The 18,324-nt window shown below is 68.9% G+C and carries 18 protein-coding genes; 11 read left to right on the forward strand and 7 right to left on the reverse strand.

Annotation, left to right across the window (positions count from 1 at the left end):
• Positions 1-4: 4 nt before the first annotated feature.
• The gene (locus LG380_RS15625; protein ID WP_225766354.1) at positions 5-559 is read right to left on the reverse strand and encodes a flavin reductase family protein; all 555 of its coding nucleotides are present in this window, start codon (positions 557-559) and stop codon (positions 5-7) included.
• Between the two features lie 124 nt (positions 560-683).
• On the opposite strand from LG380_RS15625, the gene LG380_RS15630 reads away from it, so the two are divergent.
• The 3 genes from LG380_RS15630 to LG380_RS15640 are packed head-to-tail and all read left to right on the forward strand — an operon-like array spanning position 684 to position 3,194.
• On the forward strand, positions 684-1,049 hold the full coding sequence (locus LG380_RS15630; protein ID WP_225766674.1) for a BlaI/MecI/CopY family transcriptional regulator: 366 nt from the start codon (positions 684-686) through the stop codon (positions 1,047-1,049).
• Positions 1,039-2,640, forward strand: a complete 1,602-nt coding sequence (locus LG380_RS15635; protein WP_225766356.1) for a TonB family protein — start codon at positions 1,039-1,041, stop codon at positions 2,638-2,640. Before LG380_RS15630 ends, LG380_RS15635 begins: the two co-directional genes overlap by 11 nt.
• Positions 2,637-3,194: a hypothetical protein gene (locus tag LG380_RS15640; RefSeq protein WP_225766358.1), complete on the forward strand. Its 558-nt coding sequence runs from the start codon at positions 2,637-2,639 to the stop codon at positions 3,192-3,194. The genes LG380_RS15635 and LG380_RS15640 overlap by 4 nt, the downstream gene beginning before the upstream one ends.
• A gap of 14 nt (positions 3,195-3,208) precedes the next feature.
• Here the strand turns inward: LG380_RS15640 and LG380_RS15645 are convergent, their stop codons facing one another.
• From LG380_RS15645 to LG380_RS15655, 3 genes are all read right to left on the reverse strand, one after another.
• Positions 3,209-4,027, reverse strand: a complete 819-nt coding sequence (locus LG380_RS15645) for an MBL fold metallo-hydrolase (protein WP_225766360.1) — start codon at positions 4,025-4,027, stop codon at positions 3,209-3,211.
• A gap of 13 nt (positions 4,028-4,040) precedes the next feature.
• Positions 4,041-4,853 (reverse strand): S1/P1 nuclease, encoded by an 813-nt coding sequence (locus LG380_RS15650; RefSeq protein ID WP_225766362.1) that lies wholly within the window; start codon positions 4,851-4,853, stop codon positions 4,041-4,043.
• A gap of 102 nt (positions 4,854-4,955) precedes the next feature.
• Positions 4,956-5,579, reverse strand: coding sequence for an OmpW family outer membrane protein (locus LG380_RS15655; RefSeq protein ID WP_225766364.1), 624 nt, complete (start codon positions 5,577-5,579; stop codon positions 4,956-4,958).
• Positions 5,580-5,776: 197 nt separating this feature from the next.
• Here LG380_RS15655 and gap point away from each other — a divergent pair, with 197 nt between their 5' ends.
• A complete protein-coding gene (gene gap, locus LG380_RS15660; protein ID WP_225766367.1) occupies positions 5,777-6,781 on the forward strand; it encodes a type I glyceraldehyde-3-phosphate dehydrogenase in 1,005 nt (334 codons plus the stop codon).
• Between the two features lie 65 nt (positions 6,782-6,846).
• Here gap and LG380_RS15665 read toward each other — a convergent pair whose 3' ends face one another.
• The gene (locus LG380_RS15665; protein ID WP_225766368.1) at positions 6,847-7,923 is read right to left on the reverse strand and encodes a methyl-accepting chemotaxis protein; all 1,077 of its coding nucleotides are present in this window, start codon (positions 7,921-7,923) and stop codon (positions 6,847-6,849) included.
• 163 nt (positions 7,924-8,086) lie between these two features.
• Between LG380_RS15665 and LG380_RS15670 the strand changes: the two genes are divergently transcribed.
• A complete protein-coding gene (locus LG380_RS15670) occupies positions 8,087-10,741 on the forward strand; it encodes a DUF2339 domain-containing protein (protein ID WP_225766371.1) in 2,655 nt (884 codons plus the stop codon).
• On the forward strand, positions 10,738-12,111 hold the full coding sequence (locus tag LG380_RS15675; protein ID WP_225766373.1) for a DUF3999 family protein: 1,374 nt from the start codon (positions 10,738-10,740) through the stop codon (positions 12,109-12,111). The genes LG380_RS15670 and LG380_RS15675 overlap by 4 nt, the downstream gene beginning before the upstream one ends.
• A gap of 3 nt (positions 12,112-12,114) precedes the next feature.
• Here LG380_RS15675 and LG380_RS15680 read toward each other — a convergent pair whose 3' ends face one another.
• Positions 12,115-12,288, reverse strand: a complete 174-nt coding sequence (locus tag LG380_RS15680) for a GNAT family protein (RefSeq protein WP_225766375.1) — start codon at positions 12,286-12,288, stop codon at positions 12,115-12,117.
• Positions 12,289-12,355: 67 nt separating this feature from the next.
• Here LG380_RS15680 and LG380_RS15865 point away from each other — a divergent pair, with 67 nt between their 5' ends.
• The 5 genes from LG380_RS15865 (at position 12,356) to LG380_RS15705 (ending at position 17,436) form a co-directional block, all read left to right on the forward strand.
• On the forward strand, positions 12,356-12,766 hold the full coding sequence (locus LG380_RS15865) for a hypothetical protein (RefSeq protein WP_263973789.1): 411 nt from the start codon (positions 12,356-12,358) through the stop codon (positions 12,764-12,766).
• Positions 12,748-13,923, forward strand: coding sequence for a phosphoglycerate kinase (locus tag LG380_RS15690; RefSeq protein ID WP_225766377.1), 1,176 nt, complete (start codon positions 12,748-12,750; stop codon positions 13,921-13,923). Before LG380_RS15865 ends, LG380_RS15690 begins: the two co-directional genes overlap by 19 nt.
• Complete coding sequence (locus tag LG380_RS15695; RefSeq protein ID WP_225766378.1) at positions 13,920-14,591, forward strand: HAD family hydrolase; 672 nt, start codon at positions 13,920-13,922, stop codon at positions 14,589-14,591. Before LG380_RS15690 ends, LG380_RS15695 begins: the two co-directional genes overlap by 4 nt.
• A 215-nt stretch (positions 14,592-14,806) precedes the next feature.
• On the forward strand, positions 14,807-16,273 hold the full coding sequence (gene pyk / locus LG380_RS15700; protein ID WP_225766379.1) for a pyruvate kinase: 1,467 nt from the start codon (positions 14,807-14,809) through the stop codon (positions 16,271-16,273).
• Between the two features lie 158 nt (positions 16,274-16,431).
• Complete coding sequence (locus LG380_RS15705; protein ID WP_225766380.1) at positions 16,432-17,436, forward strand: class I fructose-bisphosphate aldolase; 1,005 nt, start codon at positions 16,432-16,434, stop codon at positions 17,434-17,436.
• Positions 17,437-17,527: 91 nt separating this feature from the next.
• Here LG380_RS15705 and LG380_RS15710 read toward each other — a convergent pair whose 3' ends face one another.
• The gene (locus LG380_RS15710; protein WP_225766381.1) at positions 17,528-18,136 is read right to left on the reverse strand and encodes an O-acetyl-ADP-ribose deacetylase; all 609 of its coding nucleotides are present in this window, start codon (positions 18,134-18,136) and stop codon (positions 17,528-17,530) included.
• Positions 18,137-18,324 lie beyond the last annotated feature (188 nt).

Raw genomic sequence — 18,324 nt, forward strand, 5'->3', positions numbered from 1 at the left:
GCGATTACAGCATCTCCGGTTTGAACAGCCTGCGACGCGATGCCTCGTCGCCAGCGACCATGAACTGCCCGTCGCCGCGGTAATGCACGGTGCGCGGGATCTTCGGCCGCGACGCGACGTGGGCCTTGACCACTTCCCAGATGAAAAGGTTGTGGCGCCGTACCTGGCTTGCATCGTGCAGGCGGCATTCGAAACTGGAGTGGCACTGCGCGATCAACGGGGCGCCGACATGCGCGCCGGGCACGGCATCCAGGCCGAAGTGCCCGAACTTGTCGAGCTCCGCGCCACTGCAGTTGCCGATGCCGACCACGGTGTCGAGCAGTTCCACCGTGGGGAGATTGATCACGCACTCGCCGCTGCGTCGGACCAGTTCATGGCTGTAGTTTTCGTCCCAGATGTAGGTGGCCACCAGTGACGGCGAGAAGCCCATCACCATGTGCCAGCCCATGGTCATGATGTTGCGCCGGCCTTTCCACGCCGAGGAGACCAGCACGATCGGTCCGGGCTCGAGGAAGCGGCGCACCTGGTTGGTCGGAAAGTCGGACTTGCTGTAGCACATGGTGGAGCTCCCGCGGGACCTGGCCCGGATGCTCCCAGCGGCTGGATCAACGACCCGTCACAGGGCTTGACGGCACCTCCAATTACATGCGTAATCGAAACATCGTTTACAGGTGTAAAAGATGATCCAGATCAGCGAAGCCGAAGCCGTGGTGATGGAAGTGCTGTGGGAGCGGCACCCGTTGGCTGCCGAGGAGGTCGTGGCCGGGCTGGCCGGTCGTGGCTGGGCCGACGCCACCATCAAGACCCTGCTCAACCGCCTGCTCAACAAGGGCGCGATCAGCGCAGAAAAGGATGGCCGCCGCTACCTGTACGCGCCACGGGTGGCCCGCGAGGAATGGGTGATGGAGGAGAGCGAAGGACTGCTGCAGCGCCTGTTCGGCGGCAAGGTCGCCCCGCTGGTGGCCCACTTCAGCCAGCACCGCAAGCTTTCGCCGCAGGACATTGCAGACCTCAAGCGCCTGATCAGGGAGCTGGACGATGGCCAGTGAACCGATCCGCTGGCTGGGCGTATCCAGCCTCGCCATCACCGCGGCGATCCTCCTGGTGCTGCTGCTGCGCCGCCCGGTCCGCCACTGGCTGGGCGCGGGTGCGGCCTACGCGCTGTGGACCTGCGTGCCGCTGACGCTGCTTGCACTGCTGCTGCCGGCACCGGCCCGGGACACGACGACTGCGACGGCCGCGGTGGTGGCGATCCGCACGGTGCTGGTCGAAAGCAGCCAGGACGCTTCGACGCAGGCCTCGTTGGCGGCGGTGCTGGGATGGATCTGGATTGCCGGGATGTTGCTGATGGTGAGCCTGCTGGCCTGGCAGCAGCGCCGCTTCCTCGGTGCACTGGGCGTCTTGCGTCGTCGCAACGACGGCTGCTGGGAAGCGGCCGCCGTGGCCGGGCTGCCCGCCGCGATCGGCCTGCTGCGGCCTCGGATCGTGCTGCCGCGCGATTTCGAGCGCCGCTACGAGCCAGCCGAGCAGGACCTGGTGCTGCAGCACGAACGCACCCACATCGCCCGCGGCGACCTGCAGGCCAACGCCGTGGTGGCGCTGCTGTGTTGCCTGTACTGGTTCAACCCGCTTGTCCACCTTGCCGCGCGCCGCTTCCGCTTCGACCAGGAACTGGCCTGCGATGCACGCGTGCTGCGCTCCCGGCCGCGGGCCCGGGGCCGCTACGCGCAGGCCATGCTCAAGACGCAGTTCGATGCCGTCCCGTTGCCAGTGGGTTGCCACTGGCAGTTGCACCACCCACTCAAGGAGCGAATCGCCATGTTGAAGCGTCCGACACCGAAGCCGAACCAATGGATGGTCACCGCCGCGCTGGTCGCCGGCCTGGGCAGCACGCTGGGGTACGCCGCCTGGGCGGCAAAGCCCGCGGGTGCCGCGGGCGTGGCCTCGCCGGCAACGGCCGCCGAAGCCGTTTACCGCGTGCAGCTGCAGGTGGACGTGGATGGCGAACAGCAGCAGTTCGCACTCGAGGCCCAGGCCGGCAAGCCGTTCGCCTTTACCGTGCACACGGCAAAGGCGAACGAGTGGCATGGCACGTTCACCGCTCGCCCGGTCGATGCGGACGGCGTGTTCATCGCCGGTACCCTGTCCGTCGACGGCAAGCAGGTGGCCGAACCATCGATGTCGGCGAGCCTCGGAAAGCCAGTGAGCCTGCGCATCGACCAGCCAGCCGGTGGTGCCTTCCAGCTGGAGATGCTGGCCACGCCGGTGGACGCCGTGGCCAGGGCATCCGGCGCTGCCAGGCCTGCGCACAAGCCCAAGCCGCATTCCCCGATCAGCAGCACCGATGGCAGCAAGGTTGATGTCGAACCGGTGGTCGAACAGATGCCGCCGCCGCGCTATCCCAGCGGGGCCTTCCAGCAGGGCATCAGCGGCAAGGTCGTGCTGCACGTGGAAGTGGGCGCCGATGGCCGCGCCGGCGGGATCGACGTGGTCAGCGCCGAGCCGAAGGGCGTGTTCGAGGAAAACACCGTGGCTGCGGCCCGCAACTGGACGTTCAAGCCTGCAATGAAGGACGGCAAGCCCGTGGCCTCGACACTGCGCATCCCGGTGCAGTTCGAACTGGACGCTCCGGGCGAATGAGGGCCGCCCTTGTGCTGTGCGCGCTGCTGGCCGGTTGCGCCGGCCACGACCGCCTGCAGGTGGTCGATACCCGCGACGGCAGTGTCGGCTTCCGCGCGCTGGGCGCCCGACCGGCCGGCGCCGGAGCCGGCAGCGTGCAGGCCTACACCCTGCAGGCGGCAGAGGGCTTCCGCATGCCGCGTCTACACCATGCGCCGGAGCCGGAATGGGATGCGGCCGAAAGCCGGCAGCACCTGCCGCCCACCACGATCTGCCTGCACCTGGTGCTTGATGCGCAGGGGCAGGTGGAGCGCAGCTGGCCGCTGCTGGACCGCGAGGAATGCAGTGCCGGGGGCTTGCCTGAGAACCAGGGGCTGGCCGAGGCCGCGCGCCAGGCGGTGGCGCAGTGGCGTTTCGTGCCGGCTGCGTTGTGCCGCTACGAAGCCGCCGCGCCGGCCGATGACGCCGGATGTACGAAGGCCGCCAGCGTCGAACCGTTACCGGTCAGCCTGCTGTACGCCTTCACCTTCGAGATCGTCGCCGGGCAGCGGCTGGTGCGCAGCCAGGGACGCTGACCCGCGCGTTGCGCTCAGCCCAGATCGACCGGGCCGCCCTGCAGGTTGGCGCGGATCGACGGGCCCATCAGTCGCGGCGCGGGAAGGGTGGCGTCGCGGGCCTGGCGGGTGGCCACGAAACTGGCTTCATCCACCCCATCGCGCAGGTGGATGTTGTTGCGGCGTTGCTCGGCGATGGTGGTCTCGTTGGCCACCGCGCGACCGCCCGGGCCGTAATCGTGGCAGACGAATACGCGGGTCTGGTCGGGCAGCGCCAGCAGCCGCTGGATCGAGCGGTACAGCTGCGCCGCATCGCCACCGGGGAAGTCGCAGCGGGCGGTGCCGCCATCGGGCATGAACATCGAATCGCCCGGGAACAATGCATCGCCGACCAGGTAGGCCACGCTGTCGCTGGTGTGGCCGGGCACCGCGATCACCCGTGCCGGCAGCGTGCCGATCTGGAAGGCCTCGTTGTCGGCGAACAGGTGGTCGAACTGCGAGCCGTCGGCGCGGAAGCCTTCGGGCATGTCATAGCGCGGGGCCAGGGTGGCCTGCACCTGGGTGATGCCCTGGCCAATGGCCACGCGGGCCTGCGGCCAGTGCCTGCGCAGCCAGCGCGAAGCCGACACATGGTCGGCGTGGGCATGGGTTTCCAGCAGCCATTCAACGTGCAGACTGTGCTGTTTTACGTGCTCGATCAGGGCCTGGGCCGAAGTGCTGGCCAGGGTGTCCGTTTCCGGGTCGTAGTCCAGTGCCGGATCGATCACCGCTGCCTTGCTGCTGGCTGGATCAACAACCAGGTAGCTGAAGGTATTGGATCCGGCATGAAAGAACGGGACGACTTCCACGGACATGCGGTAACTCCGGTCAGGGTTGGCCGAGCAGCGCGTTGAGCAGGACCGCCAGGCGGTCGCCGGCCAGTCGCAGGTGCTGTTCCACCACGGGACGATGGCGCGACACGTAGCCGGTCGGCACGGTGCCGGGCCGTGCCGGGTAGACGCCCGGGGCGATGGCGATGCGGCAGACCGATTCGGACCACAGCTCGGGATCACGGTCGCCACGCACGAGTTCGGCGGCATCCGGCGCGGGAAGCGCCAGCAGCTCTTTCAGATACTCGTCATCAGTGAGCTTGCGGTCGTACACCATGCCGCTGTCCCATAGCGAATGCAGGTTGGTGCCGCGGCCGTTGAAGTGGAGCTGGAACTCGTTGCCCCCCTTGTCGTGCGCGTAGCCAGCGTGCATCGGCTGGTGGATGTCGCCGGTGAAGTGCACGACGAATTTCAATGCCTGCGTGCGCTCGGCCAGCGGACGGCTGGTATCGGCCAGGATCGCGCTCTGCTCCTTCAGCGCCTCGGTGACGCAGTCGCCGTCCTTGCAGTCGCGCTCCTTCAGGTACTGGCAGTCGTGTTCGGCGATGTTGACGTAGTGCCAGCTGGCCGTGCGCTTGCCGAGGTCCGGGTCGCTGCCGCGCAGCTCGTCGGCCCACGAAGCGATGCCGGACAGGGTCGGGTCGGCTTCGCCCTTGAGCAGTTCGTCCACCGCGGCGCGTGCCTGCGGGGTGAGCTGGGTGTCGGCGATCCGCGCCACCAGGCGGTGTCCCTGGCCGCCCCATGCCTGGGCGTCGAAAGAGGGGGATGCCAGCATCACGCCGGCAAAGAGCAGGGGGATGAACTGTTTCATCCGGTGATTCTAACGGCTGGGGCCGTCACCGGGATTGCCGCTTGCGGCGGTTGCGGCAGGTCGCGCGAGGGAACGCGACCTGCCGCGGCTGGGCCGGGTGGCTCAGAAGCGGACGACGTAGGACGCGCCGTAGACCAGCGGGTCGATGTTGACGGTGCCCAGCTTGGCACCATCCAGCCTGACGTCGGTATCGATGTCGGCCCAGCGGGCGTCCACGCGGATGGCGGCCTTGGGCGAGATATTGAAATCCAGGCCGACGTGGGCGGCCAGGCCAAACGAGTCGTCCAGCTTCAGCTTGCTGCCGGCCAGTGCGCCGCCGGTGCTTTCGCTGAAGAAGGTGGTGTAGTTCAGGCCGGCGCCGATGAACGGCGAAACCTTGCCCGCGCTGTTGAAGTGGTACTGCAGCGAGACCACCGGCGGCAGGTGCTTGGTGCTGCCGACGCGGCCGAGGCCGGCGATGTTGATGTCGTGCTTGAACGGCAGCGCGGCCAGCACCTCGATGCCGAGGTTGTCGGCGATGAAGTACTCACCGGTGATGGTCGGCTTGACGTCGTTGCCCACGTCCACGGCCAGGGTGCCACCGGCCAGCGAGCCGTTGTCCGACTTGGGGGCGACCTGGTGGACGCCGGCGCCGATGGTCCAGTCGCCCTTGGACTGGGCCATGGCCGGCGCGGCGGCCGAAACAGCCAGGGCGAGGGCGGAAAGCATCAGGGGGGTCTTGCGCATGGGGGCAGTCTCGCTGCGTTGGAAGTGGCGCCATTCTTTGCATCGACGGAGACCTGCGCCTTGATCCGGATCAAAGGTCCGCCGGCGTCCAGCGGCTGGCGGGGCAGCCCGGCATGCAAGTGGCGTGCGCGACGTGCTGGTAGAATGGCGGCCCCTTTCCACCCCGCCGCAACGTGCGGTCGCAGGAGCTTGTCAACATGGCAATCAAGGTCGGTATCAACGGTTTCGGGCGCATCGGACGCAACGTGCTGCGTTCTGCGGTGCAGAATTTCGGCAACGACATCGAGATCGTGGCGATCAATGACCTGCTGGAGCCGGATTACCTGGCCTACATGCTCAAGTACGACTCCGTGCATGGCCGCTTCAAGGCCGACGTGGCGGTGGACGGCGGCAACCTGCTGGTCAACGGCAAGAAGATCCGCCTGACCCAGGAGCGCGATCCGGCCAACCTGAAGTGGGACGAAGTCGGCGCCGACGTCGTCATCGAATCCACTGGCCTGTTCCTGACCAAGGAAACCGCGCAGAAGCACATCGATGCCGGCGCGAAGAAGGTGATCATGTCGGCCCCGTCCAAGGACGACACGCCGATGTTCGTCTACGGCGTCAACGACAAGACCTACGCTGGCCAGGCGATCATCTCCAACGCCTCGTGCACCACCAACTGCCTGGCCCCGCTGGCCAAGGTCATCAACGACAAGTGGGGCATCAAGCGCGGCCTGATGACCACCGTGCACGCTGCCACCGCGACCCAGAAGACCGTTGACGGCCCGTCCAACAAGGACTGGCGCGGCGGCCGCGGCATCCTGGAAAACATCATTCCGTCCTCCACCGGCGCGGCCAAGGCCGTGGGCGTGGTGATCCCGGAACTCAACAAGAAGCTGACCGGCATGAGCTTCCGCGTCCCGACCTCGGACGTGTCGGTGGTCGACCTGACCGTCGAGCTGGAAAAGGAAGCCACCTACGCCGAGATCTGCGCCGAGGTGAAGGCACAGAGCGAAGGCACGCTGAAGGGCGTGCTGGGCTACACCGAGGACAAGGTCGTGGCCACCGACTTCCGCGGCGAGACCTGCACCTCCGTGTTCGACGCCGAGGCCGGCATCGCGCTGGATGGCACCTTCGTCAAGCTGGTGAGCTGGTACGACAACGAGTGGGGCTATTCCAACAAGTGCCTGGAAATGGCCAGGGTCGTTGCCGCCAAGTAAGGCGCTGCTCCTGGATCACGAAAAGCCCCGGCAACGCCGGGGTTTTTTGTTGCGCCGCTGACGGCTCAGAGCGCCTGCAGCACCAGGCAGTGCCAGCCGGTGCGGTAGGTCTCGTAGCCGGGCGAGGCGGCGTGCGCGATGCAGTGCATTCGCCCTTCGTACTCAAGCACCTGCGCACCGCGCGGTTGGCGCAGCAGCTCGTCGCGCCCGGGGAAGTCGATCACGTCCTGCAGGCTGCGCCCGGCCGAGTCGGCCAGCACCAGGCCGCGGTCGTCGACGATGCACACGCGGCTGCGCGTCCATTCCTGTTCGGACAGCGGCGTGCGCTGCACCACCGTCTGCGCCAGCGCATCCCAGCGGAACACGATGCCGAGGATGCCGAGCAGGCGGCCATCGATGCGCCCGCCCTCGCGTACGCCGCAGGCGTACACCAGCACGCGCTCGCCGCCGGCCAGCTCGCTGGCGTGCACGGCCTGGAAGCCGAACTGCTCGCCGCTGGTGTTCCGCCGTGCCGCCTCGAACCATGCGCTGTCACCGACGTCCATGCCGGCGGAGTGGTACTGGTCGGGGCACCCATTGGCGATCACGCGGCCATCCAGGCCGACCAGCACAAGGTCGAAGTACACCGTGTACGAATCCAGGATCTGGCCCATGCGGCGCGAGGCATGGGCGACGTCCTGTGCCGTCGCGCCAGGGCGCGCAGCGGCGACCACCGCGCCGTCGGTCGCCCACCAGCGCACGTCGCAGCTGCGCTCGTAGAGGTTGCGGTCGATCAGGTCGATGTTGGCCAGCGCCAGCTCGGCCAGCCGGGTGCGGCGTACGTTGTCTTCCAGTTGTGCCAGCGTGTCCTGCATTTCGCCGCGGGTGGTCTCGGCGCTGCGGTCGATCTCGCGGGTAGCTTCGGCCACGCTGCGCGACAGGCTGTCCATTTCCTGGGCGATCACCGCAAAGCCGCGGCCGGCCATGCCGATGCGCGCCGATTCGATGCGGGCGTTCATCGAGATCACCAGGGTGGTGCGGTTGATCTCCTCGATCCGCTGCAGGGACTGCCGCAACTGGGCCATCAGGCGGGCCGAGAGGCCGGCCACGGAACGGATATGGTCATCGACGCTGGCCTGGGCAGGCGCGGCGGGCAGGGTCATGCAGGGCATCCTCGGCAAGGGAGATGGGGTGCTTCTTTGCTGCCAACCCAGCCTCATCGGCCAGCCGCGTGCGGACTTGAGCCGCATGGCGGTGCGCTCCGGTAGCATGCCGGCGACGGCGGCCCGGGACGGCCTGCCACCCATCACCCGGGGGAAGCATCGTTTGGAATCGATCATTGCGTTGGTGGCGCTGGCGGTACTCGCCGTACCCGTGTTGCTGGGCGTACTGGCTTTTTCGCTGCTCGGGCTGAAGCGACGCGTGCAGCTGCTGGAGCAGCACGTTGCCGCGTTGCAGGCCCGGCCGCAGCCGGAAGCAGCGCCGCCTGCCGCCTGGACGGTGGCTTCGTCGATTCAGCCTCCGCCCGCACCCGCACCCGCACCTGCGCAGCCTGCTCCGGTATCGCCGCCGCCGCTGCCCGCCACATCGCCACTGGTCCAGGCACGGGAAATGGATGCCGGCGCCGCCACGCCACCGCCCCACGCGGAGCGGAGCCGCCGGCAACCGGAACGGCCAGGCCCGCTGCAACGTCTGCTGGGCACGGCGCGACGCTGGTTCACCGAGGGCAACATGCCGGTCAAGGTCGGCATGCTGGTGCTGCTGGCCGGTGTCGCCGCGCTGCTCAAGTACGCCAGCGACCAGGGCTGGTTGAACCTGCCGATCGCACTGCGCCTGAGCCTGATCAGCATCGCCGCACTGGCCGGCCTGGTGTTTGCCTGGCGCAAGCGCGATAGCCATCGCACCTTTGCGCTGGCACTGCAGGGCGGGGCGATCGGCGTGCTGCTGCTGACCGTGTTCGCGGCCTGCAGGAACCACGGGCTGATCGGGACGGTGCCGGCCTTCGGGATCAGCGTGGTGCTGATCGCCGGGCTGGCGGTGATGGCGGTGTTGCAGGAATCACGCACGCTGGCGGTGCTCGGCGTGCTGGCCGGGTTCATGGCGCCGGTATGGCTGTCCGATGGCAGCGGCAACCACGTTTCGCTGTTCTCGTATTACGCGCTGCTCAATGCCGGCGTGTTCGCCATTGCCTGGGTGCGGCCGTGGCGCGAACTCAACCTGCTGGGTTTCGTTTTTACCTGGGGCATCGGCACGGTCTGGGGCGTGCTCGACTACGCGCCGCACAAGTTAGCTTCCACCGAGCCATTCCTGCTGCTGTTCTTCGCCTTCTACCTGCTGCTGCCGCTGCTGCACGCCCGGCGCAGCGCCACCCCGGGCAGTGCACGGGTGGATGGCGCGCTGCTGTTCGGCACCCCGCTGGTGGCGTTCTCGCTGCAGGCCGCATTGCTGGAAGGCGAACGCATGCCCCTGGCCCTGTGTGCGCTGGCCCTCGCGGCGTTGTACGCGCTGCTGGGCTGGCTGCTGATCCGTCGCGAGCGGTTCCAGGTGCTGGCCCGCGGCAACGCGATCCTGGCCGTCGGTTTTGCCACGCTGGCGGTGCCGCTGGCGCTGTCGGCGCGCGCCACCGCCGCGGTGTTCGCGCTGGAAGGCGCCGGACTGGTGTGGCTGGGCCTGTTGCAACGGCACCGGCTCGCGCGCTGGACCGGCATCGGGCTGCAGCTGGCGGCCGCAGTGGCGCTGGCCTCGGGCGTGGCGTCCGGGCCTGCGCCCAGCGTGGCTATCACCAATGCCGCCTTCATGGGCGCGCTGCTGGTGGCGCTGGCTGGCTTCGCCACCGCCTGGCTGTACCGCAATGCGAGCCACGCGTGGTTGGCGGCCGCAGCGTACGTGTGGGGCCTGGGCTGGTGGCTGGGCAACATCGCGCTTGAGATCAGTAACTTCATGCCGGCCGGCAGCCGCCTGCACGGGCTGCTGCTGTTGCTGGGCGTCACCGGTTGGGTGGCCGCGGAAGTCCATCGCCGCGCTCCGGCACCGGCGCTTGCGCTGACCACCCTGGCCGCACTGGTGCTGGCCTTCCCGCTGGCCTTCGCGCAGGCCGCCGATTACGGCCAGCCGTTTGCCGGCCATGGGAGCTGGGTGTGGCCGGTGTTCGCCGCGCTGGGCCTGCGCAGCTTGCTGTGCCTGCGCATGGGCGAGGGGCGCATTGCCGGCCTTGTCCAACTGGCATGGTGGCTGTTGTGGCCAACCGTGCTGTCGCTGCTGGCCTTGCACGTAAGTGAACGCTTCGGGCTGGCCGAAGGCTGGGTCGGCATGCTGCTGGCGCTGCCGTGGTTGGTGATGGCGGTGCTGTCCCAGGACCACTGGCGCTGGCTGGCCCAACCGCTGGGCACGTGCTTCGTCCGCCTTCGCCCGCACCTGCAGGGCATCGTCGCGCTGGTGCTCGCGCTGTGGTGGTTCGCAGCGCTGGCCAGCAGTGGCGCGGCCGCGCCGCTGCCGTGGGTGGCGTTGCTCAATCCGCTGGACCTGGCACAGGTCGCCGTGCTGGTACTGGCGGCACGATGGCTGTGGCAGAACCAGCCCGGCCAGTCCGCTTCCGCCTGGCGCGTGGGTCTGGCGCTGGCCGCGCTGGCGCTGGTCACGGTGATGACGCTGCGCGCCGTGCATCACTGGGGTGGTGAGCCGTGGAGCGACGCGCTGCTGGGCAGCCGCCTGGCGCAGACCAGCCTGACCGTGGTCTGGAGCCTGCTCGGCGTGGCCGGCTGGGTATCCGGTTCGCGCCGTGGCCAGTGGGGCTTGTGGCTGTCCGGCGCGATCCTGATGGGCGTGGTGCTGGCCAAGCTGCTGCTGGTCGACCGCGGCAACCTGGGCGACCTGCTCGGCATCGGTGCATTCATTGCCTATGGCCTGCTGTGCACGCTGGTGGGCTGGCTGGCACCTGCACCGCCGCGCCGTGGCGGTGCCAACGAGGAAGCTTCCGCATGATCAGGCAACTCTTGTGGCTTGCCCTGCTGCCATCGATGGCGCTCGCGGCCGATGACTTCGCCCGGCAGTGGCCGTTGCAGCTCTCGCGCGCCGATGCCGGTGCCTACCGGGTACCCCTGGATGCCTCGGTATACACCGCCGCGCACTGGCCGGACCTGCGCGACGTGCGCGTGGTCGATGCAGACGGGGTGCTGGTAGCCAGCGCGGTGCAGGCGGCTGCCGAACTCGGTGCGACACCGGCGCAGCGGGTGGAGCTGCCGTGGTTCGTGGTGCCGGCCTCGCCCGCCACCGCCAGCGGTGACCTGAGCGTGGTGGTGCAGCGGGGGGCGGACGGGCGGCTGTCGATCCGCAACGCCCTCGGTGCTGGGGCAGGGGATGGCGCCGACCCGGTGTGGCTGGTGGACCTGGGCGCGCAGGCGCCGCAGTTGCGCGCGCTGCGGGTCGAGTGGGCCGATCCCGCCGCCACCGTCGACGTCGGTTACCGGCTGGAAGCCAGCAGCGACCTGCGCAGCTGGCAGGTAATCGATCCGCAGGTGCGGCTGCTGCAGTCGAGCAACCAGGGGCGCGTGCTGCGCCAGGACCGCATCGCCCTTGCGACCTCGCAGCGCTACCTGCGCCTGGTGCCGCTGCAGCGCCATGGCGCCCCGGCGCTGCGCCGCCTGCTCGGCGAGCTGGGCACCCGGGCCGAAGCCGGCGACTGGCAATGGCAGGATCTGCGTGCCGACGCTGCGGGCGATCCGCGCAAGGGGTTCATCTACACGCTGCGTGGCCGCTTCCCGGTGCAGCGCATCGACGTGGCAATGCCGGCCAACACTACCGCGACCTGGCAGCTCGCCAGCCGCGAAGCTCCGGGAGGCAAGGATCGGGCCACTGCCGGCTGGCGGGTGCATGCGGCGCGCTGGAACACATGGAGCCTGACCGAAGCGGGCCAGCTGCAGCAGTCACCGCCGCTGCCGCTGGATTCCACGGTGGTGGATCGACAGTGGCGGCTGCGGGCGCAGGGTGCCGCGGTGTCCGGGGCACCGGTGCTGCGGCTGGGCTATCGCCCCGGCAGCGTGGTGTTCCTCGCCCAAGGAAAACCGCCATATGCACTGGTCGCCGGCAGCGCGGCCGAGGTTGCGGCCTCGGCGCCGCTGGCACCGTTGCTGGCCGGGTTGCGCGGGCGCCATGGGCCGCAGTGGCAGCCCGCCGCGGCCACGCTGGGGCAGGGCACCGAGCGCGCCGGCGAGTCGGCGTACCAAGCGCCCCTGCCGCCGCGTGACTGGAAGAGCGCGCTGCTGTGGGTGGTGCTGGTGGTCGGTGCGCTGGTGGTGGCCGGTTTCGCACTGGCCCTGCTGCGCGGCGGGCGCGGCCAGCCCGGCGGGAACTGAGCCTCAACCAGCGAAGTCACGTCGCAGCGGCCCGTACAGCGCGGTGTCGCACAGCTCGCCATTGACCCGCCAGCGCTCGCGCAGCAGGCCTTCGTGGACGAAGCCGAGTTTCTCAAGCAGGTGCCGGGAGGGCGTGTTGCGCGGGTCGGTATCGGCCTCGATCCGGCGCAGGCCCATCCCGTCGAACAGTGGCGCAGCACCGCGCGCAGCGCCTCGCTGGCCAGGCCGCGGCCTGCCAGTCGCGGTGCAGGCTGTAGCCGATCTCGGCGCAACCCTGCTCGTGGCGGATGGCGAATACTGCGCAACTGCCGATGAGCCGGTCGCTGGCGGCCTCGCAGATCGCCCACACCAGCAGCCCGTCCTCGCGCCGCTGGCGCAGGATGTCGGCGACCTTGCGCTCGGCCTGCGCCAGCTCGGTCCACGCCGGGTAGCTCCAGTAGCGCATCACCTGCCGATCACTGTGGATGGCGAAAAGTGCCGGGGCATCGTCCATGCGGAATTCACGCAGGCGCAGCCTGTCGGTATGCAGTTCGGGTTGCTCGAGATGACCGTCCATCGTGTCGCTCCGTGGTTTGCCCGCGCCGGCGCCGCGGGCGAGAATGCCGGTTTCCATCGCCCCGCGGAGCTGATCCTGCCATGTCCATCGTTCGCATGACCGACCTCGACCTTTCCGGCAAGCGCGTGCTGATCCGCCAGGATCTGAACGTGCCGATCGAGGATGGCCGCATCACCTCCGAGCAGCGCATCACCGCCTCGATCCCGACCCTGAAGCTGGCGCTGGAAAAGGGCGCCGCGGTGATGGTGACCTCGCACCTGGGCCGGCCGAAGGAAGGCGTGTGGAGCGAGGCCGATTCGCTGGCGCCGGTCGCCGCGCGGCTGTCGCAGTTGCTGGGTGTCGAGGTGCCGCTGGTCAAGGACTGGGTGGATGGCGTCGAGGTCGCCCCGGGCCAGGTCGTGCTGCTGGAAAACTGCCGCATGAACGTCGGCGAGAAGGCTGATGACGAGGCGCTGTCGAAGAAGTACGCCGCGCTGTGCGATGTGTTCGTCATGGATGCCTTCGGTACCGCGCACCGCGCCCAGGCCTCGACCCACGGCGTGATCCGCTTCGCCCCGGTGGCCGCGGGCGGCCCCCTGCTGATGGCCGAGCTCGATGCGCTGGACAAGGCGCTGGCCAACCCGGCGCGTCCGCTGCTGGCCATCGTTGCCGGCTCCAAGGTCTCGACCAAGCTGGAACTGCTGACCAGCCTGGTCGGCAAGGTCGACCAGCTGATCGTCGGCGGCGGCATCGCCAACACCTTCATCGCGGCCAATGGCCACGATGTCGGCAAGTCGCTGTATGAGGCCGATCTGCTGGAGACGGCCAGGAAGATCGATGCCGATGCCAACGCACGCGGCGCGCACATCCCGCTGCCGGCCGACGTGGTGGTGACCCCGGCATTTGCCGCGGACGCGCCGGCCACGGTCAAGCCGGTCGACGCCGTGGGCGCCGAGGACATGATCCTGGACATCGGTCCGCAGACCGCCGCGCAGTACGCCGAGCTGATCGCCAAGGCCGGTACCGTGGTGTGGAACGGCCCGGTCGGCGTGTTCGAGTTCGACGCCTTCGGCAAGGGCACCGAGACCCTGGCCAGGGCGATCGCTGCTTCCAAGGCGTTCTCCATCGCCGGCGGTGGCGACACCCTGGCCGCGGTCGACAAGTACGGCATCGCCGGGCAGGTCAGCTACATCTCCACCGGCGGCGGCGCCTTCCTCGAGTTCCTCGAGGGCAAGACCCTGCCGGCGGTCGCCGCGCTGGAGGCTCGCGGGTCGTGAATCGCGACGTGCTGTTCTTCGATCTCGACGGTACGCTGATCGATTCGGCCGTCGGGATCACCCGCTGCGTGGCCCATGCCCTGGAGTGCATGCAGCATCCGGTGCCGCCGCAGGAAGAGCTGCGGCGCTGGATCGGTCCGGCGCTGCGTACCAGCTTCGCGCCCCTGTTCCATGACGCCGAGCGCGTGGAGCAGGCGGTGCTGCATTACCGCGAACGCTTCGAGAGCCACGGCTGGCGCGAGCACGAGATCTACCCCGACATCGGCGAGGTCGTGCAGGAGCTGCACGCGGCTGGCCACCTGCTGGCGGTGGTGACCGCCAAGAACGAACCGCATGCCCGGCGCATCGTCGAACACCTGCCGTTCGGCCACTGCTTCACCGATGTCATTGGCGCCACCCCGGACGGTTCGCGCAGCCACAAGCCGGAGCTGATCGCCGAGGCACTGCAGCGGCTGTCGCTGCAGCCGGGTCGCTGCTGGATGATCGGCGACCGCCACATGGACATCGAGGGCGCGCGCCACCACGGCATGCGCAACATCGGCGTGCTGTGGGGTTTCGGTGGCGCCGAGGAGCTGCGCCGCGCCGGGGCCCAGTACCTGGCCAACACCCCCCGCGAGCTGCCGGGACTGCTCGGCCAATCCGGCGCGCTGGTGCCCGCCGCCCACTGACGGGCGGCCTTCCTTCCCACGCATACGTATGCGCGAGCAGCTGCAGGCGACTGCGGCTACGCTTGCCGTGCACCGTACGCGCCAGCATGTCTGACAGCGCTGTCCAGGATGTCCGCAGGACACCCCGAAGTCCCGAAAAAAGCTAGGCGGGACAATGTGATAGCGGCCTTCACGGTGTGCTAGCTTCTGTTGTCATTTCCGGGAGCCACAGCACCATGATCGAGCGCCAGCGCCGAACCAAGATCCTTGCCACCCTGGGGCCGGCGACCGACCCGCCGGGCGTGCTGGAGGACCTGTTCCGGGCCGGCGTCAACGTGGTGCGGCTGAACTTCAGCCACGGCGATCCGTCCGGCCAGGCCAAGCGTGCGGCCGAGGTGCGCGCCGCTGCCCTGCGTGTCGGCGTGGAGGTCGGCATCCTGGCCGACCTGCCGGGTCCGAAGATCCGGATCGAGCGGTTTGCCGAGGGCAAGGTGGTGCTCCGGGCAGGCGACCGCTTCGACCTCGTGGCCGCGGCCAATACCCCCCCCGGCGACGCCAGCCAGATCGGCGTCAGCTATCTGGGCCTGCCGCAGGACGTGGGCGCCGGTGACGTGCTGCTGCTCGACGATGGGCTGATGCAGCTGCGCGTGGTCGAGGTCCAGGGCGAACGCATCATCACCACGGTGCTCAACGACGGCGTGCTGTCCGACCGCAAGGGGCTCAACAAGCAGGGCGGCGGGCTGTCGCTGGGCGCGCTGACCGAGCGCGACAAGGAGCTGATCGGTATCGTGGCGAAGATCGGCGTGGACTTCATCGCCGTCTCGTTCTGCCGCAACGCGCAGGACATGATCGATGCCCGCACCATCGCCCAGTCGCACGGCTGCAATGCCGCGCTGGTGGCCAAGATCGAGCGCACCGAGGCGATCGAGAACCTGGAGGAAATCGTCGAGGCCAGCGACGTGGTGATGGTGGCCCGTGGCGACCTGGGCGTGGAGATCGGCGATGCCGAGCTGCCGGGCCTGCAGAAGAAGATCATCAAGGCCGCGCTGGCGCAGAACCGCGTGGTGATCACCGCCACACAGATGCTGCAGTCGATGGTCGAAAGCCCGATCCCGACCCGCGCCGAGGTGCTGGACGTGGCCAACTCGGTGATCGACGGCACCGACGCGGTGATGCTGTCGGCCGAAACCGCCGCCGGCGCCTGGCCGGTCAAGGCGGTCGAGGCGATGGCGCGCATCTGCCTGGGTGCCGAGCGCCAGTTCCAGACCGAGACCGACTTCAACGCCTCGCCGCGCAACCTGGAGCGCGCCGACCAGGCCATCGCCATGGCCACCATGTTCCTGTCCCAGCACGTGGGCGTGCGCGCGATCGTGGCGATGACCGAATCCGGCGGCACCGCGCGCTACCTGTCGCGCTTCCGCGCCCGCCCGCCGATCTACGCGGTGACCCGCCATGACGGCGCGCGCCGGCAGATGGCGCTGATGCGCGACGTGTTCCCGATCAACTTCGACAGCCGCGGGCTGACCCCGCGCGAGGCCGCGCGCGGCAGCATCCGCCTGCTGGTCGACGCAGGCTTGCTGCAGGCCGGCGACCGCGTGGTGTTCACCAGCGGCGAGCACATGGAAACCCATGGCGCGACCAACACCCTGCGCCTGCTGGAGGTTGGGCCGGACGGCCGCGCCAGCGGCCTGGGCGAGCTGTAAACGGTTACCGCCGAGGACGGTCGGGCAGTCTGCCGCTGCCAAACCACCATCGATGCACCGCCGCGGCCCTGGCCGGGGCGGTGTTCTGCCGTGGACGGCCAGTTCACTGCCTGTGGCGGCTATAATTCGGGTTTTCCCGCACCCGCCACAGGAAATACATGAGCATCGAACAGCTGGCCGAAACCGCCCAGGCCATGGTCGCCCCGGGCAAGGGCATCATCGCGATCGACGAATCCACCGGCACCATCGCCAAGCGCTTTGCCTCGGTGGGCATCGAGAACACCGAGGAAAACCGCCGCGCCTACCGCGAGCTGCTGCTCACCACGCCGAAGTTGAGCGACTACGTCTCCGGCGCGATCCTGTTCGACGAGACCATCCGCCAGTCGACCAAGGACGGCGTGCCGTTCGCCAAGTACATGGCCGACAACGGCATCATCCCGGGCATCAAGGTCGACACCGGCGCCAAGCCGCTGGCCGGCTGCCCGGGCGAGATGGTCACCGAGGGCCTGGACGGCCTGCGCGAGCGCCTGCAGGAGTACTACAAGCTCGGCGCCCGCTTCGCCAAGTGGCGCGCGGTGATCAACATCGGCGAATCGATCCCGTCGGGCACCTGCATCGACGCCAATGCCCACGCGCTGGCCCGCTATGCCGCGCTGTGCCAGGAAGCCGGCCTGGTGCCGATGGTCGAGCCGGAAGTGATCATGGACGGCGACCACGACATCGAGACCTGCTACGAAGTCACCGAAGCCACCCTGCGTGCGCTGTTCGACGCCCTTTACGCGCAGAACGTCGTGCTGGAAGGCACCATCCTGAAGGCCTCCATGGTCATCTCCGGCAAGGACTGCGAAGAGCAGGCCGACGTCGAGGAAGTGGCCGAGTCGACCGTGATGTGCCTGAAGTCGACCGTGCCGGCAATCCTGCCGGGCATCGTGTTCCTGTCCGGTGGCCAGACCGACGAGCAGTCCACCGCCCACCTCAACGCCATGAACCAGCTGGGCAACCTGCCGTGGCCGCTGAGCTTCTCCTACGGCCGTGCCATGCAGCAGGCCGCACTGAAGCTGTGGGCAAAGGACATGAAGGGCAACTACGCCGCCGCCCAGAAGACCGTGTACGAGCGCGCCAAGGCCAACGGCCTGGCTGCGCTGGGCAAGTGGGAAGGCTGATGCCTCCGCGCCGCGCCGGTCGACCGGCGTGGCGCACGGAAAAAGCCGGCGCAAGCCGGTTTTTTTCTTTTTCCGATGCTGGAACGGTTGCTCAAGCGGCGCTACCGGCCTGCAGCGCCAGCGAGGCATCCATGGCCGGCGGGCGCGTCAGCAGCGGCTCGGCCGGAACGCGATAACCCAGCTCGGCCAGCGCCTGGCGATAGGCCTGGGCGGTGGCGCCGTTGTAGGCGACGAGGATGATGTGTCGCGGTTCGGCATGGCTGCGCTGCCAGGCCAGGGTCTCGGCAGCAGCCACGCGCGCGGCCAGCTGCAGCGGGTAGCCGTAGACGCCGCAGCTGATCGCGGGGAAGGCGACCGAATGCAGGCCCATTTCCTCGGCCAGCTTCAGCGAGCGCCAGTAGCAGTTGGCCAGCAGGGCCGGCTCGTCGTGCTGGCCCTCGCGCCAGACCGGGCCGACGGTATGCAGCACGTGCCGTGCGGCCAGACGGTGGCCGCCGGTCGCGCGTACCTCGCCGACCGGGCAACGCACGCCTGGACGCAGCTCCGGCAGTTGCCGACACTCGTCCAGCAGCCCTGGACCGGCGGCCCGATGGATGGCGCCATCCACGCCGCCGCCGCCGAGCAGGGACTCGTTGGCGGCGTTGACGATGGCGTCCACGGCCAGTTCGGTGATATCGCCTTGCCACACTTCGATCTTCATGGAGCTGATCTTTGTCCGCCGTTGATGAGGGAAACGTGATGGCGGGCGACCCGCGGCCGGCCGCCTGCATCCAGCGCCGGTACAAGCATGTGGCGCGCCGTTCTCAGCAACTGCGACCGGCCCGGGGAGCGGAATGTAAAAGGCCCGCCTTGCTGGCGGGCCTTTGCGTGGCGGGGGGGGGGCTGGCG

The sequence above is a fragment of the Stenotrophomonas sp. Marseille-Q4652 genome (assembly GCF_916618915.1).
Lineage (GTDB): Bacteria > Pseudomonadota > Gammaproteobacteria > Xanthomonadales > Xanthomonadaceae > Stenotrophomonas.

What these genes read in the sequence shown, in the direction of transcription:
- LG380_RS15625 (WP_225766354.1), bottom strand. Translation starts at nt 559, where the DNA reads ATGTGCTACAGCAAGTCCGACTTTCCGACCAACCAGGTGCGCCGCTTC.
- LG380_RS15635 (WP_225766356.1), top strand. Translation starts at nt 1,039, where the DNA reads ATGGCCAGTGAACCGATCCGCTGGCTGGGCGTATCCAGCCTCGCCATC.
- LG380_RS15640 (WP_225766358.1), top strand. Translation starts at nt 2,637, where the DNA reads ATGAGGGCCGCCCTTGTGCTGTGCGCGCTGCTGGCCGGTTGCGCCGGC.
- LG380_RS15645 (WP_225766360.1), bottom strand. Translation starts at nt 4,027, where the DNA reads ATGTCCGTGGAAGTCGTCCCGTTCTTTCATGCCGGATCCAATACCTTC.
- LG380_RS15650 (WP_225766362.1), bottom strand. Translation starts at nt 4,853, where the DNA reads ATGAAACAGTTCATCCCCCTGCTCTTTGCCGGCGTGATGCTGGCATCC.
- LG380_RS15655 (WP_225766364.1), bottom strand. Translation starts at nt 5,579, where the DNA reads ATGCGCAAGACCCCCCTGATGCTTTCCGCCCTCGCCCTGGCTGTTTCG.
- gap (WP_225766367.1), top strand. Translation starts at nt 5,777, where the DNA reads ATGGCAATCAAGGTCGGTATCAACGGTTTCGGGCGCATCGGACGCAAC.
- LG380_RS15665 (WP_225766368.1), bottom strand. Translation starts at nt 7,923, where the DNA reads ATGACCCTGCCCGCCGCGCCTGCCCAGGCCAGCGTCGATGACCATATC.
- LG380_RS15675 (WP_225766373.1), top strand. Translation starts at nt 10,738, where the DNA reads ATGATCAGGCAACTCTTGTGGCTTGCCCTGCTGCCATCGATGGCGCTC.
- LG380_RS15680 (WP_225766375.1), bottom strand. Translation starts at nt 12,288, where the DNA reads ATGGGCCTGCGCCGGATCGAGGCCGATACCGACCCGCGCAACACGCCC.
- LG380_RS15690 (WP_225766377.1), top strand. Translation starts at nt 12,748, where the DNA reads ATGTCCATCGTTCGCATGACCGACCTCGACCTTTCCGGCAAGCGCGTG.
- pyk (WP_225766379.1), top strand. Translation starts at nt 14,807, where the DNA reads ATGATCGAGCGCCAGCGCCGAACCAAGATCCTTGCCACCCTGGGGCCG.
- LG380_RS15705 (WP_225766380.1), top strand. Translation starts at nt 16,432, where the DNA reads ATGAGCATCGAACAGCTGGCCGAAACCGCCCAGGCCATGGTCGCCCCG.
- LG380_RS15710 (WP_225766381.1), bottom strand. Translation starts at nt 18,136, where the DNA reads ATGAAGATCGAAGTGTGGCAAGGCGATATCACCGAACTGGCCGTGGAC.